This window comes from Bergeyella anatis, from assembly GCF_036016955.1.
Classification (GTDB): domain Bacteria; phylum Bacteroidota; class Bacteroidia; order Flavobacteriales; family Weeksellaceae; genus JAYWXI01.
The window spans coordinates 144,092-158,952 of sequence record NZ_JAYWXI010000003.1 but is presented as its reverse complement, the minus strand read 5'-3'; the positions used below and the strand labels follow the sequence as shown (position 1 = coordinate 158,952).

Below are 14,861 nucleotides of genomic sequence, written 5' to 3'. Positions count from 1 at the left end.
GAAATGAAAGACATAAGAACATTATCGCTGCAAGAATTGACCGATTATTTCGTTCAGATTGGCGAAAAGCCTTTCCGTGCCAAACAGGTCTACGATTGGATTTGGAGTAAAAATCTTCATTCCATCGAGGAGATGACCAATTTGTCCAAACCACTCCGCGAAAAACTTTCGGAGACGTTTGTGATTAATCCGGTTTCGGTAGATTTGCTTCAGAAATCCAAAGACGGAACCATCAAGAATGGCGTGAAATTGCATGACGGCCTTATGGTTGAGTCGGTTCTTATTCCAACAGAAACGCGTACAACAGCCTGCGTTTCGTCCCAAGTGGGGTGTTCGTTAAACTGCGAGTTTTGTGCAACGGCAAGACTTAAACGAATGCGAAATTTAGAAGTGGCAGAAATCGTGGATCAGGTCGCTTTAATTGACCGGCAAAGCCGATTGTATTTTGATCGACCTTTGTCCAATATTGTGTTTATGGGGATGGGAGAACCGATGATGAACTACAACAACGTGGTGGATGCCATCCGTAAAATCACCCAACCGGAAGGTTTAGGGATGTCAGCGCGGCGTATTACGGTTTCGACTTCGGGAATCCCCAAAATGATTAAGCGGCTGGCGGACGAAGATCTTAAAGTCAAATTGGCTTTATCACTCCATTCGGCTGTGGAGCAGACGCGAAACGAAATCATGCCTTTTTCCACCAAGTTCCCATTGACGGAAATCATGGAAGCGCTACAGTATTGGTACGAAAAAACGGGAAGCGCAATCACTTTTGAATATTGTGTTTGGAAGGGGATTAACGACGACGAACGCCATATCAAGGCTTTAATCAACTATTGTCGGAAGGTTCCCTCCAAGGTAAATCTCATCCAATACAATCCGATAGGAGAAGGAAAATTTGACCACCGAAGCGTAGCGGCGGAAGAGCATTACGTTCGCGAACTGACCAAAGCGGGAATCACCGTGATGGTACGGCGGAGCAGAGGCGGAGATATTGATGCCGCCTGCGGCCAATTAGCTAATAAAGGAACCGAATAAAATTCAAATGCATGACTAAACTTTGGGTGGCTTTTGCGATGGCCTTTTCGGCAGGTGTTTACGGTCAGTCTTACGAATGGTTAAAGCTGAAAAAATACAAAGTAGCCGACCTGGACGACAAAGTGGAGGAAACCTCGGCGTTGTCGTTTTACAAAGACCGCTTATTTACGCTTAATGACAGTGGAAATGCCGCTGAACTTTACGAATTGGCTCCTCAAGACGGTCGGCTTGTTCGGACTTATCCGATTTCGGGAGCGGCTAACTTCGATTGGGAGGCTCTGGCTTGCGGCGGTTCTTTTTTTTACGTTGCCGATATCGGTAACAATTGGGGGACGCGACAGGATTTAAAATTTTACAAAGTTGCAGCGGACTCCATGGAAACGGTTGAGACCATCCGTTTTTATTACCCTGAGCAAACCTCGTTTGTCCGCAAACCCCAGGCCAATGATTGGGATGCGGAGTCGGCGGTTTTTATTGATGGTGAGCTTCACCTTTTCACCAAAGAATGGCTTTCGTACCGTACATCGCACTATGTGCTTCCAGCCTCCGGAACGGGAAGCGAACCCGTTGCGGCTCGGAAATTGGAAGAATACCCGTTGGGCTATGTGGCAACGGATGCGGCTTATTACGATGGAAAACTCTATACCGTTGGCTATACCAAAAAAATGGAGGCTTACCTTACAATATTCGAGCGGGATGAAAACGGTCGTTTTTTTGGAGGAAAAGCGACAAAGTATTACTTGGGGATGACGTCTTCCGTGGGACAGATTGAAGGCATTGCCGTAACGAAAGAAGGGATTTACATTTCAGGAGAGCGTTTTCATCGTCGCCCGTTTAAAGTTCCGCAGCGGCTTTATTTCATTCCCCAAACGGAACTTAAATAAATATCCTAAGACGCCGTGACAGAAAATTGATTATATTTGCTTTCGTTTTATTCTGTAAAATACCATTCATATCTGATTAATTGTGGGCAATATCGTAGAAGAAATCAAAAGACCGATAAGTGACGAAATGAAACTTTTTGAAAAAAAGTTTTACGAGTCCATGCAGAGCAATGTGCCTTTGTTGGATAAAGTAACGCGCTTTATCGTAACGACCAAGGGGAAACAAATGCGCCCGATGTTTGTATTTCTCTGCGCGCAATTGGTAGGGTCGGTAACGGAGAAAACCTTTCGGGGAGCTTCGATGATAGAACTCATTCATACGGCAACGTTGGTTCATGACGACGTGGTGGACGAGAGTTTGAAACGGAGAAATTTCTTTTCGATTAATGCTTTGTGGAAAAACAAGATTGCCGTTTTGGTAGGGGATTACTTGCTTTCCAAATCGGTTTTGCTTTCCACGGATCATCAGGATTACGATTTACTGGCGGTAATTTCCCGCACTATCCGGGAAATGAGCGAAGGAGAATTATTGCAATTGGAAAAAGCTCGCAAACTGGACATTACCGAACCGGTTTATTATGAAATCATCCGTCAGAAAACCGCTACTTTGATTGCGGCATGTTGCGAAATCGGGGTGCTTTCCAACAACGCCGACGAATCGGTGGCCGAGAAGATGAGGGATTTCGGAACTTATACGGGGATGGCTTTTCAGATTAAGGACGATTTGTTCGATTACCTCAGTTCCAATGTGATCGGTAAGCCGGTCGGGATTGACATTAAAGAGCAGAAAATGACCCTTCCTCTGATTTATGCCTTAAAAAATGCCAGCGAGAAAGATTACAAGTATTATTTTGATACCATCAAACGATACAATAACAAAAAAGAGCGGGTAAAAGAGCTTATAGCTTTTGTCAAAGCATCGGGCGGTTTGGATTATGCCATCGGAGTTATGAAGGATTTTCAGCAGAAAGCCAAGGCATTACTGGAAGAATTCCCGGAGTCCGAAGCTAAAAAATCGCTTCATCTTATGCTGGATTACGTGATTGAACGTAAATTTTAGTTCTTTTTGCGGTCAAAGATTTCCGCTTTATTTTATTGATTTTTCCAAAATGCGTATATTTGTAAAACTCTACATTTTACAGATATGCAGACAACTTATATAGAAACTCAGGAAATTTCTTTCCAAGATTTCAAAAATTCGGTTCTTGAAGATTACAAATTAGGGTGTATTTCCCGCGAGATGTCTTTACTCGGACGTCGGGAGGTGCTTACAGGTAAAGCTAAGTTCGGAATTTTCGGAGATGGCAAAGAACTTCCCCAACTGGCAATGGCCAAATTTTTTCGCGAAGGCGACTGGCGCTCTGGTTATTACCGGGATCAAACGTTCGCTATGGCAGTGGAGGCTCTCAGCGTTGAGCGTTTTTTTGCACAACTTTACGCCGACACCAGTGTGGAGCGGGAACCGGCTTCGGGAGGAAGGCAAATGAACGGGCATTATGCCACGCGCTCGCTTAATGAAGACGGGAGCTGGAAGGATTTGACCAAAATTAAAAATATTTCCTCTGATATTTCGCCGACGGCAGGGCAAATGCCTCGTTTGTTGGGCTTGGCTCAGGCTTCCAATATTTTCAAGGAGATCCAGTTCGAGGGAGCCGAACGTTTTTCAAACAACGGGCGCGAAGTGGCTTTCGGAACCATTGGCGATGCGTCCACAGCCGAAGGGCATTTTTGGGAAACGCTTAATGCGGCGTGTGCATTGCAAGTGCCTATGATCGTTTCCATCTGGGATGACGGCTACGGTATTTCCGTACCCACGCATGACCAGCGTGCCAAGGCGGACATTTCGGAAATGCTTTCCGGCTTCCAACGGAAGGAAGGCGAAACACAGGGATGCGAAATCATTCAGGTAAGGGCTTGGGATTACGTTGCGCTGTTGGATGCTTACGCCAAAGCGGAATACTATGCCCGGGAGGAAGGCATTCCGGTGGTGGTTCATGTGATCGAAGTAACCCAACCGCAAGGGCATTCCACTTCGGGATCGCACGAGCGTTACAAGGATGAGGCCCGTTTGGCTTGGGAAGCGGAGCATGACGGTCTTTTGAAATTTAAAGACTGGATTTTAAGCTATTCGGTCGAAATCGAAGGACGCGAAGTAATTTTGGCAACCGAGGAGGAGTTGTCTCAAATTGAAACAGAAGCCAAAAAGATTGTAAAAGAAGGGCAAAAAAAAGCTTGGGAAGCGTATCAGGCTACGATAGCGGAAATCAAAAACCAAATGCTTCCGTTGGTCGAAAAAATGCAATCCGCCAATCCTTCGGTTAGTGAAGAAATCAAAAAATTCAACAAAATCATTTCGGTGGCCAAGAAGGACGTATTTCATTTAGCCAGAAAAACCCTTCTTTTGACTCGAAATACCCAATCCACCGAAAGACAATGGCTGAAAAACAAATACGAAGAACTTTTGGCCAAAGAACGGGATAATTACTCTTCGCACTTGTACTCGCAATCCGAGTGGAAAGCGACAAACGTAAAAGAAATTCCTCCAATATACAGCGAGAATTCCCCAATGGTAGACGGAAGGGTAGTCGTGCGAAACAATTTTGACAAAATTTTCGAGAAATACCCTCAGACTCTCGTTTTCGGCGAGGATTCGGGAAATATTGGCGACGTGAACCAAGGGCTGGAAGGCTTGCAAGAAAAATACGGAAAGACACGCGTGGCGGATACCGGAATTCGGGAAGCGACTATTTTGGGGCAGGGAATCGGTATGGCAATGCGAGGGCTTCGCCCAATTGCGGAAATCCAATATTTGGATTACATTCTGTATTGTCTTCAAGGGATGAGTGACGACTTGGCTACGGTGCATTACCGAACCAAAGGCGGGCAAAAAGCTCCGGTAATCATCCGTACCAGAGGGCATCGTTTGGAAGGCATCTGGCATTCGGGATCACCGATGGCCGGGATTCTCAATTTATCCAAAGGGATTTTGGTTTTGGTTCCCCGAAACCTAACCAAAGCCGCAGGCTTTTACAATACCATGCTGCAAAGCGATGAACCTTGTGTTATTGTAGAATGCCTCAACGGCTACCGTTTGAAAGAACAACAGCCCGATAATTTGGGAGAATTTACCGTACCTGTGGGGAAAGTAGAAATCACCAAAGAAGGAAAAGATGTAACGCTGGTAACCTATGGCTCTACATGGCGCGTAGTCAGCGAAGCTGCTTCGGAATTGGAAAAATTAGGCATTTCGGCAGAAGTTATCGACATTCAGTCGCTTATTCCTTTCGATTTGTCGCACGACATTGCCCAAAGCCTTAAGAAAACGAACCGTTTGGCCGTAATTGACGAAGACGTGGAGGGTGGAGCTTCGGCATTTATCCTTCAGCAGATTTTGGAGAAACAAAAAGGCTTTAGGTATTTGGATTCCGATCCGCTAACCATTGCCGCGCAGGATCACCGCCCAGCTTACGCGAGCGACGGAGATTACTTCAGTAAACCTTCCGTAGACGATATTGTGGAAAAAATCTACGCCATGTTTCATGAAAGTAATCCTCAGAAGTACCCTTCGATTTATTAAATAAAACCATAATTAACGCAAAAACGCCGGACAAATTCCGGCGTTTTCTTTTTTTAACGAATTTGAAACTATTCTTCCCGCAATCTCTTCTCTTCATTATTATAGGCCAAAATAATCTTCTTTACAACGGGATGCCTTACCACATCTTCTTCCGTAAGATGAACGAACCCGATTTCCTTCACGTCTTTCAAAATCCGCATGGCTTCCCTGAGCCCCGATTTCTGTTTGAGAGGCAAATCCACTTGGCTCGGATCGCCCGTGATAATGAATTTCGCATTCATCCCCATTCGGGTCAGAAACATTTTCATTTGACTATGAGTGGTGTTTTGGGCTTCGTCCAAAATAACGAAAGCATCGTCCAAGGTTCGTCCTCGCATAAAGGCCAAAGGAGCCACCTCAATGACTTTTTTCTCAATGAAACCTTCGAGTTTTTCATGAGGAATCATATCCCGAAGCGCATCATACAACGGCTGCAAATACGGATCGAGTTTTTCTTTTAAATCCCCAGGCAAAAACCCCAAACTCTCACCCGCCTCTACGGCCGGACGCGTCAAAATAATTCGCTTCACCTCCTTATCTCTTAGGGCTTTCGCCGCCAATGCCACACTGGTATAGGTTTTTCCCGTCCCCGCAGGGCCTATGGCAAAAACCATGTCTTTTCCCTGAACTTCTTTTACCAGTTTCTTCAAATTCGTGGTTTTGGCCTTGATGATTTTGCCGTTCACCCCTTTAACGATAATATCCTGATCGAAAACCAGTTGTTTTTCTTCCTCGTTTTTGATTTTCAATAGACTCTCAATATCTTTGATTCCAATAGAATTATGGGTGGAAATAAAACGAACAATATCATCCAAGCGGGCCTTTAATACGTCCAGCGCTTCTTGAGTGCCCATGGCGAAAATAAAATGATCCCTTCCGGTGATTTTCAAGGTAGGAAAGCTGGATTTGATTAAATTGAAATTTTGGTTTTGTACTCCGTAAAACGTCTTAATGTCGATGCCGGATAATTCGTAATTTAGTTCAAACATAAATAAGCGTTGTTGATTTGGTTTTAGCTTCTAAAACTAATAAAAAAATAAATGCAAACGGAACCTTTCAAACTTTTCATGGAATAAATCATCCTATGAGCTTCATGATTTCCAAAGCTACTTTTAATGCCTCGGTACCGTCTTTTAGGGAGATCTCCACATTCTTTCCGTTTTCGATGGCTTGAGCGAAGGAGTTCAGTTCATCCAAAATGGCGTTATTGGGTTGGATGTCGGGGTATTCAAATAAAATTTGATTGCGTTCGCCCTCGGCATTTTCGATAATCATATCGAATGGAGTCGGATTTTCCGGCGCTTGTTTCATCCGAATGACTTCCGCTTTTTTCTCAAGAAAATCCACGGAAATGTAGGCGTCTTGTTGGAAAAAACGGCTTTTTCTCATCGCTTTCATCGAAATTCTGGAAGTCGTTAAATTGGCAACACAACCGTTTTCGAATTCGATGCGGGCATTGGCAATATCAGGGGTTTTGGAAACGACGCACACTCCCGATGCGCGAATACTCTTCACCTTAGAAGCAACCAAAGACAATAGAATATCCAAATCGTGAATCATTAAATCCAAAACAACGGAAACGTCCGTTCCTCGGGGATTGAATTCGGCCAAGCGATGAATTTCGATAAACATCGGGTTATGAATGTATTCTTTGGTAGCGATAAAAGCGGGGTTGTATCTTTCAACGTGACCTACCTGCGCCATCAACCCTTTGGCTTCGCACTGGGAAAGCAATTCCTCGGCTTGTTCCAACGTATGGGTTACGGGTTTTTCAATAAAAAAATGTTTTCCGTTAGCAATCGCCTTCATGGCGTAATCGTAGTGGTAAAGGGTAGGGGTTACAATGTCCAATACCTCAATTTGCGAAAGTAATTCGTCAAAGTTTTCAAAAAAACGATAGCCAAATTCGCGTTCTATCTTTTGTCCGTTTTCTTTGTCCGCATCATGGAAACCAACAAGCTCATATTTTTCACTTTGGTTTAATAGTTTCAAATGGATTTTTCCAAGGTGCCCGGCACCTACCAAACCAGCTTTCAGCATACTCAAAAAGTTTTCTGTAAAGATACGGATTTTTGGACAAGCCTAAGGGAAGCCTTCAGAGCAAAAATGAAAAAAATTAGACGCCAAAATTCGCTTGTATTTGCTATTTTTGCCTCATGCAGGATTCATTTCTACATAGAGGAAAACGCAAAATATTGGTCGACTATCTTCGGATGAACGTCGGTATTTCGGACGAGGCCGTCCTGAAGGCCATCAACGAGGTGCCTCGCCATCTTTTTTTGGAAAGTGTTTTTGGAGATTTGGCTTATGAAGATCGCGCTTTTCCCATCGCGGCAAACCAAACGATATCCCATCCCTCCACCGTCGCCGAACAGACGGAATTACTGGAGGTAAGTCCTAAAGATAAAGTCCTGGAAATCGGTACGGGAAGCGGTTACCAAACGGCTGTATTGGTAGCCATGGGCGCTTGGGTCTATACGGTGGAACGACAAAAAGAACTCTTCGACTTTTCTAAAGCGAAACTTAAAGCTATGGATTTACGCCCCAAATTCCAGAGTTTTGGCGATGGTTTTGCCGGACTTCCTACTTTTGCCCCTTTTGACCGAATCATCGTAACCTGTGGAGCAGAAGTGATGCCTACGGAACTTCTGAAACAACTGAATATCGGAGGAAAAATGGTGATTCCTCTAGGCCCTTCCGAAGAACAAATCCTTTACCGCTTAACCAAGATTTCGCTCACAGAGTTTGAAAAAGAAGAGTTCGGGATTTACAAATTCGTTCCAATGCTTCGAAAAACCAATTTAGGTTAAAAAATAAAAACAAAATACCGGCAGATTTTTCCGCCGGTATTTTGTTTAAAGTTTCTCCTCCGATGCTTCATGACCGTACATTTTATTGTACAACCGGATGAAATGTTCTTTGATAATTTTTCGCTTCAACTTCATCGTAGGAGTCAGCAATCCTGCTTCAATGCTCCAAACCTCAGGAGTCAATTCGATTTTTTTAATTTGTTCCCAATTCCCGAGTTTAGTATTAAGAAAGTCTATCTCTTTTTCGATACGGGCTTTCAGTTCCGGACTTTGAGCCAACTGTTCCGGAGTCTGCCCTATATTTAGACCTTTTCGATCGGCCCAGTTCTTGGCGAATGTAAAATCAGGCTGAACCAAGGCACAAGGCATTTTTTCCCCATCGCCCACAACCATAATTTGCTCGATGAATTTGGACGCTTTAGCCATGTTTTCAATCACTTGAGGAGCAATGTATTTCCCTCCCGACGTTTTGAACATTTCTTTCTTTCGGTCAGTAATATAAAGGAAACCTTCTTCGTCAATATGTCCGATATCCCCGGTTTTGAAATAGCCGTCCTCGGTAAAAGCCTCGCGAGTCATTTCCTCGTTGTTATGGTATCCGATAAAAACGGAAGGCCCTTTAACCGAAATTTCACCATCGGGCTGTATTTTAACGTCGAGATTATCCAAAGGATGCCCTACCGTACCTATTTTCATCCGGTCGAAAGAGTTCACCGCAATCACAGGAGACGTTTCCGTCAGCCCATAGCCCTCCAAAATAGGAATGCCCGCGTTCTGGAACATTTTGTTCAGTCTGGCCGAAAGAGCCGCCGATCCTGATACCAACGTAATGATATTGCCCCCCAAACCTTCTCTCCATTTTCTAAAAACCAATTTGTCGGCAATGATTTCCTTAATCCCCGAAAATTTTCCGATAGTGGTTTTGGCTTTATTGACCCCCAATGCCCAAAGAAATATTTTGGCTTTAAGTCCTCCCGCACTCGTCCCTTTGTCGTAGATTTTATCGTATACCTTCTCAATGAGACGGGGAACCACAGTCATATAATGGGGTTTTACCTCCTTAATGTTATCCCCCATTTTTTCGATATTTTCGGCAAAATAAATGGAAAAACCATTATATTGGTAAAGATAAAACAGCATTCTTTCAAAAATATGGCAAATAGGTAAAAAACTTAAGGCACGCAAATCTTTGTAATCGATATTACGCCGCGGAATTCGGTGATCCGCCCCCAATACATTGGAAACGATATTCCGGTGGCTCAGCAGAACACCTTTGGGTTTTCCCGTAGTTCCCGAAGTGTAAATAATGGTAGCCAAATCCTCCGGATTAATACTTTTGGAAAGATCCTCCACTTCATTTTGAGTGGCATCATTTTCGCCCAAATCGAGAATTTCGTTCCAGTTGGCCACGCCTTCAATCTGATCGAACGAAAATACTCCTTGAAGAGAAGGAATTTTGTCCTTGATAGCATTCACTTTTTCAAAAAGCTCCCGGTCGGATAAGAAGCAATATTTAATTTCCGCATTGTTGAAGATGTATTGGTAATCTTCAGAAGAAATAGTCGGATAAACCGGCACACTTACGGCTCCGATTTGCAAAATCCCGAGATCCATTACCGCCCATTCCGTACGGGTATTGGTGGTAATCATCGCAATCTTATCGCCGGGCTTTATCCCCAGCTTTAATAATCCTCTGGAGACTTTATTCCCCATATTGACGTACTCTAATGTAGAGGTTTTTTTCCACTGCCCGTTGTATTTGGTGGCAAACATATCCTCTTTAGGAAACTTTATCAATGCATGATGAGGAATATCGAATAATCTTCGTATAGACATAACGGTTTGAATATTATTTATCGGTTAAAAACGAAACAATGATTTTCGTAAAAATAGACTATTTTTTGTAATCTCAAAAATAAAGTTTTTTTTCAGATTCAACCGAAAAGCGTATTTTTACCCACCAACATTTTGAATTACAGTTATGAATTTTAATTTTTCTGAAGAGCATTTGATGATTCAACAAGCCGCCCGGGACTTTGCACAGAGCGAATTGCTCCCCGGAGTTATCGAAAGAGATAGGGATCAGAAATTCCCACACGAGCAAGTGAAAAAAATGGGAGAGATGGGCTTTTTGGGCATGATGGTAGACCCTCGTTACGGTGGTGCAGGGATGGATAGCGTATCGTATGTTTTGGCCATGGAAGAAATTGCCAAAATTGATGCTTCGGCCGCCGTGGTCATGTCGGTCAATAATTCGCTGGTCTGTGCCGGTTTGGAAAAATTCGGTAGTGAAGAACAGAAACAAAAATACCTAACTCCGCTTGCCATTGGGAAAGCAATCGGAGCCTTTGCTTTATCCGAACCCGAAGCAGGATCGGACGCTACATCGCAAAAAACCACAGCCGTGGATATGGGCGACCATTATTTGCTCAACGGAACCAAAAACTGGATTACCAACGGGAATACAGCTTCCTATTATATTGTTATAGCACAGACAAACCCCGAAAAAAAGCACAAAGGCATTAATGCCTTTATCGTGGAGAAAGGATGGGAGGGATTCGAAATCGGCCCGAAAGAAGATAAAATGGGAATTCGCGGGAGCGATACGCATTCGCTTTTGTTTACCGATGTGAAAATTCCGAAAGAAAACCGTATTGGTAAAGAAGGATTCGGGTTTCATTTTGCCATGGCCGTGCTCAACGGCGGGCGGATTGGCATTGCGTCCCAAGCATTGGGAATTGCATCGGGCGCTTACGAACTGGCTTTGAAATACGCCAAGGAAAGAAAAGCCTTCGGAACGGAAATCGTTAACCACCAAGCTATCGCTTTTAAATTAGCCGATATGGCCACGCAGATAACGGCAGCAAGAATGCTCTGCCTGAAAGCGGCCTGCGAAAAAGACGAAGGCAAGGACATTTCCGAGAGTGGAGCCATGGCCAAACTCTATGCTTCCCAAGTGGCAATGGATACCACCATCGAAGCGGTTCAAATCCACGGAGGGTACGGCTACGTGAAAGAATATCACGTGGAACGGTTAATGCGTGATGCCAAAATCACCCAAATTTACGAGGGAACGTCGGAGATTCAGAAAATTGTCATTTCCCGATCCATAGCTAAAAAATAAAAATGAACCGTCGGTAATAAAACGGTCGGATTTATTTTTCGAATGAAAATTATAGACCAATGAAAAAATATTTTTGGATTCTTGCGAGCGTACTGCTTTTGTTTTTGGGCGTATTTGTCTGGTACAAATATTATTTCGTTTTCGGCGAAGGCGTAAAGTCGGGGTACCTTAATTATGCCGTCCGAAAAGGGTATGTTTTTAAAACCTACGAAGGAAAGTTAATTCAGGAAGGCTTCGGACGGGGACGCACCGGAGAGCTAACCAGTTACGAATTCGAATTTTCCGTGGAGGATCCCGAAGTCTTCCGGCAATTGGAAGAAAACAGCGGAAAACACTTTGACCTTCACTACAAAGAATACAACGGAGCACTGCCTTGGCGTGGCAACACCCGCTATGTTGTGGATCGAGTGGTCAATATGAAATAATTTTAAGTGGCTTCCACCAACAAAAACTCCGCTTTCTAAGAAAAAGCGGAGTTTTTTTACATCTGAATGATTTCTGTATAATCTTTTATACGGCTTTTACAATGAAATAATTCTTTTTTCCTTTTTGAAGCAATAGAAATTTCCCGTCGATCAAGTCGCTTTCTTCGGCTTTGTAGGTGTCGTCCACTTTCGCTTTATTAACGGAAATAGCATTGCCTTTAAGCTCCCTTTGGGCTTCGCTTTTGGATTTTAAAAAACCGGAGCGTTCTGCCAAAATATCCACAATACCGGTCCCAATAAGCTCGGATTTGGCAATTTCTTTTTGAGGCACGCCTTCAAAGACGTCCAAAAAAGTCGCTTCATCCAAGCGAACCAAATCGTCAGCTGTGGAACGCCCGAATAAAATTTCAGAGGCTTTTACAGCTTTTTCATACTCCTCACGTCCGTGTACCCAAACGGTCATTTCTTCCGCCAGCTTTTTTTGAAGTTTTCTTTCATGGGGCGCTTGAGAGTGCTCGGTAATAAGCGTCTCGATTTCTGATTTGGAGAGGAAAGTGTAGATTTTGATGTACCTTTCGCAGTCCGCATCCGACTGGTTCAGCCAAAACTGATAGAACTTGTAAGGCGAAGTACGTGCCGCATCAAGCCATACATTTTCTCCGGCTTCACTCTTTCCAAACTTGGACCCATCCGCTTTGGTAATCAGGGTACAGGTTAGACCGTACGCTTCACCTTGCACTTTGCGTCGGATAAGTTCGGTACCGGTAGTGATGTTGCCCCATTGGTCGCTTCCTCCCATTTGCAGTTTGATACCGTGATTTTGATACAAGTGCAAAAAGTCAAATCCCTGAAGAAGCTGATAGGTGAACTCCGTAAAACTCATTCCTTCTTGAAATTCGCCATTCAGTCTTTTTTTGACCGAATCTTTGGCCATCATGTAATTCACGGTAATATGCTTACCGATGTCCCGGGCAAACTCAAGAAACGAAATGTTTTTCATCCAATCGTAATTATTGACCAAGACGGCCGCATTGGGAGTATCGGCATTAAAATCCAAAAAACGCTCCAATTGTCCTTTCAAACCGGCTACATTGTGGTTCAATTGTTCGTCATTCAGAAGATTTCTCTCATTCGATTTTCCGGAAGGATCCCCAATCATTCCCGTGGCCCCTCCAACCAAAGCGTAGGGCTTATGCCCGTGGTTTTGAAAATGTCTCAATACGATAATCGGAACCAAGTGTCCCAAATGCAGTGAATCTCCCGTAGGATCGAAGCCCACGTAAGCAGACGTCATTCCTTGGTTTAGCAGTTGTTCGATTTCGGGGGTCGCATCGGCAAAAATACCGCGCCATTTTAGTTCTTCGATAAAGGAATTCATGCTTGAAAAAAATTAGTCCACAAAGATAAAAAAATCTTTGATTTGCCTCCTTCTGACGGGAGATGAAATCCAAAACATAAAACAAAAGCATCGAAAAAAAACATCGTTAAAAGTTTCACAACCCGAAATAAATCCCGAATTTTGAACACTCATTAAATCAAAACAAGAATGGAAAACCCTATGGAAAACGTACACGATTGTGTGATTATAGGATCGGGACCTTCGGGCTATACGGCAGCCATTTATGCCGCCAGAGCAGATCTAAACCCTCAACTTTATACCGGTTTGGAACCGGGTGGGCAGCTTACCACCACTACGGAAGTCGATAACTTCCCGGGCTATCCCAACGGAATTACGGGGCCGGAAATGATGATGGATCTACAAAAACAAGCCGAGCGATTCGATACCAAAATTTTTTACGAATTAATCACCAAGGCAGAGTTTTCAACCCAAGTGGGCGGCGTGCACAAGCTATGGGCCGGCAATAAAGAGATCCTAGCCCGAACAGTGATTATCTCTACAGGAGCCACGGCAAAATATTTGGGACTGGAAGACGAAAAAAAATACAGCGGTGGCGGGGTTTCCGCCTGCGCAACTTGTGACGGCTTTTTCTACAAGGGCAAAGACGTGATTGTCGTGGGAGCGGGAGATACTGCGGCAGAAGAGGCTACTTATTTGGCTAAACTATGCAACAAAGTAACCATGCTGGTGCGGAAAGACCATTTCCGAGCTTCCAAAGCAATGGTTCATAGGGTGGAACATACCCCGAATATCGAGGTGAAATTCAATCATGAACTTATCGGCATCGAAGGCGAAAACAATTTGGTCGAAAGGGCAGTGGTCCTCAATAATCAAACCCAAGAACAATCCAAAATCGAAGTGCACGGTATTTTTATTGCGATAGGCCACCAACCTAATACCGCTATTTTCAAAGACCAAATCACTACGGATGAAAACGGATATATCGTAACCGAAAAGGGATCTTCCAGAACCAATCTTCCTGGGGTTTTTGCTGCTGGCGACGTGCAAGATCACATCTACCGTCAGGCGATTACGGCAGCCGGAAGCGGCTGTATGGCTGCGATTGATGCAGAGCGTTACTTGGCCGAATTAGAATAAGATTTTCTAAAATGAATTTAATTCAAATCCATTAGATAAGCACCTCTTTTAGAGGTGCTTCAGTTTATTTTATGCGAGTATTGTTTTTGATTTTTTTAGGTGGAGGATTGGGAAGTGTTTTTCGTTTTCTAATTTCGGTTTTCACCCGTCAATGGCTGATTTTCGGGGCTTTTCCGACAGGGACTTTCTTGGTTAATTTGTTGGGCTGTTTTTTCATGGGAGGGTTTTCCTTCTATTTTTTGAAAAGCGACACACCGTTAAAATATTTGTTTTTAGCCGGGTTTTGTGGCGGCTTTACCACGTTTTCGGCTTTTTCGCTGGAGGGCTATACGTTATGGCAAAGCAGGGAATATATTGTGTTAGGGAGTTATGTGTTTCTAAGCATTGCATTGGGGTTTTTGGCGGTCTATGCCGGAATGCAATCGGCGAAAAGCATTTTTTCAATCTGATAACGAACCTTTTAGTAA

13 protein-coding genes are annotated in these 14,861 nt (G+C 43.8%); 9 read left to right on the top strand and 4 right to left on the bottom strand.

What is annotated here, in order from left to right:
• The first annotated feature begins 3 nt into the window (after positions 1-3).
• The 4 genes from rlmN (at position 4) to VQ048_RS03370 (ending at position 5,499) form a co-directional block, all read left to right on the top strand.
• Complete coding sequence (gene rlmN, locus VQ048_RS03385) at positions 4-1,038, top strand: dual-specificity RNA methyltransferase RlmN (protein ID WP_327610278.1); 1,035 nt, start codon at positions 4-6, stop codon at positions 1,036-1,038.
• A gap of 11 nt (positions 1,039-1,049) precedes the next feature.
• Entirely contained in the window at positions 1,050-1,922 is an 873-nt protein-coding gene (locus VQ048_RS03380) for a hypothetical protein (protein WP_327610277.1), read from the top strand.
• 82 nt (positions 1,923-2,004) lie between these two features.
• Positions 2,005-2,982 carry a polyprenyl synthetase family protein gene (locus tag VQ048_RS03375; RefSeq protein ID WP_327610276.1) on the top strand — a complete coding sequence of 326 codons (978 nt, stop codon included), beginning with the start codon at positions 2,005-2,007 and terminating at the stop codon, positions 2,980-2,982.
• Positions 2,983-3,066: 84 nt separating this feature from the next.
• Entirely contained in the window at positions 3,067-5,499 is a 2,433-nt protein-coding gene (locus tag VQ048_RS03370) for an alpha-ketoacid dehydrogenase subunit alpha/beta (protein ID WP_327610275.1), read from the top strand.
• A 68-nt stretch (positions 5,500-5,567) separates the two neighbouring features.
• Here the strand turns inward: VQ048_RS03370 and VQ048_RS03365 are convergent, their stop codons facing one another.
• Positions 5,568-6,527 (bottom strand): PhoH family protein, encoded by a 960-nt coding sequence (locus VQ048_RS03365; protein WP_327610274.1) that lies wholly within the window; start codon positions 6,525-6,527, stop codon positions 5,568-5,570.
• 88 nt (positions 6,528-6,615) lie between these two features.
• Positions 6,616-7,578 carry a Gfo/Idh/MocA family protein gene (locus VQ048_RS03360; RefSeq protein ID WP_327610273.1) on the bottom strand — a complete coding sequence of 321 codons (963 nt, stop codon included), beginning with the start codon at positions 7,576-7,578 and terminating at the stop codon, positions 6,616-6,618.
• A 116-nt stretch (positions 7,579-7,694) separates the two neighbouring features.
• On the opposite strand from VQ048_RS03360, the gene VQ048_RS03355 reads away from it, so the two are divergent.
• A complete protein-coding gene (locus VQ048_RS03355; RefSeq protein ID WP_327610272.1) occupies positions 7,695-8,348 on the top strand; it encodes a protein-L-isoaspartate(D-aspartate) O-methyltransferase in 654 nt (217 codons plus the stop codon).
• Between the two features lie 45 nt (positions 8,349-8,393).
• Here the strand turns inward: VQ048_RS03355 and VQ048_RS03350 are convergent, their stop codons facing one another.
• On the bottom strand, positions 8,394-10,184 hold the full coding sequence (locus VQ048_RS03350; protein ID WP_327610271.1) for an AMP-dependent synthetase/ligase: 1,791 nt from the start codon (positions 10,182-10,184) through the stop codon (positions 8,394-8,396).
• 145 nt (positions 10,185-10,329) lie between these two features.
• Here VQ048_RS03350 and VQ048_RS03345 point away from each other — a divergent pair, with 145 nt between their 5' ends.
• Positions 10,330-11,472 carry an acyl-CoA dehydrogenase gene (locus VQ048_RS03345; protein ID WP_327610270.1) on the top strand — a complete coding sequence of 381 codons (1,143 nt, stop codon included), beginning with the start codon at positions 10,330-10,332 and terminating at the stop codon, positions 11,470-11,472.
• Between the two features lie 59 nt (positions 11,473-11,531).
• A complete protein-coding gene (locus VQ048_RS03340) occupies positions 11,532-11,897 on the top strand; it encodes a hypothetical protein (protein ID WP_327610269.1) in 366 nt (121 codons plus the stop codon).
• 85 nt (positions 11,898-11,982) lie between these two features.
• Here VQ048_RS03340 and tyrS read toward each other — a convergent pair whose 3' ends face one another.
• Complete coding sequence (tyrS, locus tag VQ048_RS03335; protein WP_327610268.1) at positions 11,983-13,275, bottom strand: tyrosine--tRNA ligase; 1,293 nt, start codon at positions 13,273-13,275, stop codon at positions 11,983-11,985.
• Positions 13,276-13,455: 180 nt separating this feature from the next.
• Here tyrS and trxB point away from each other — a divergent pair, with 180 nt between their 5' ends.
• On the top strand, positions 13,456-14,394 hold the full coding sequence (trxB, locus tag VQ048_RS03330) for a thioredoxin-disulfide reductase (protein WP_442872809.1): 939 nt from the start codon (positions 13,456-13,458) through the stop codon (positions 14,392-14,394).
• A 71-nt stretch (positions 14,395-14,465) separates the two neighbouring features.
• Positions 14,466-14,843 carry a fluoride efflux transporter CrcB gene (gene crcB / locus VQ048_RS03325; protein WP_327610266.1) on the top strand — a complete coding sequence of 126 codons (378 nt, stop codon included), beginning with the start codon at positions 14,466-14,468 and terminating at the stop codon, positions 14,841-14,843.
• The last annotated feature ends 18 nt before the right edge of the window (positions 14,844-14,861 follow it).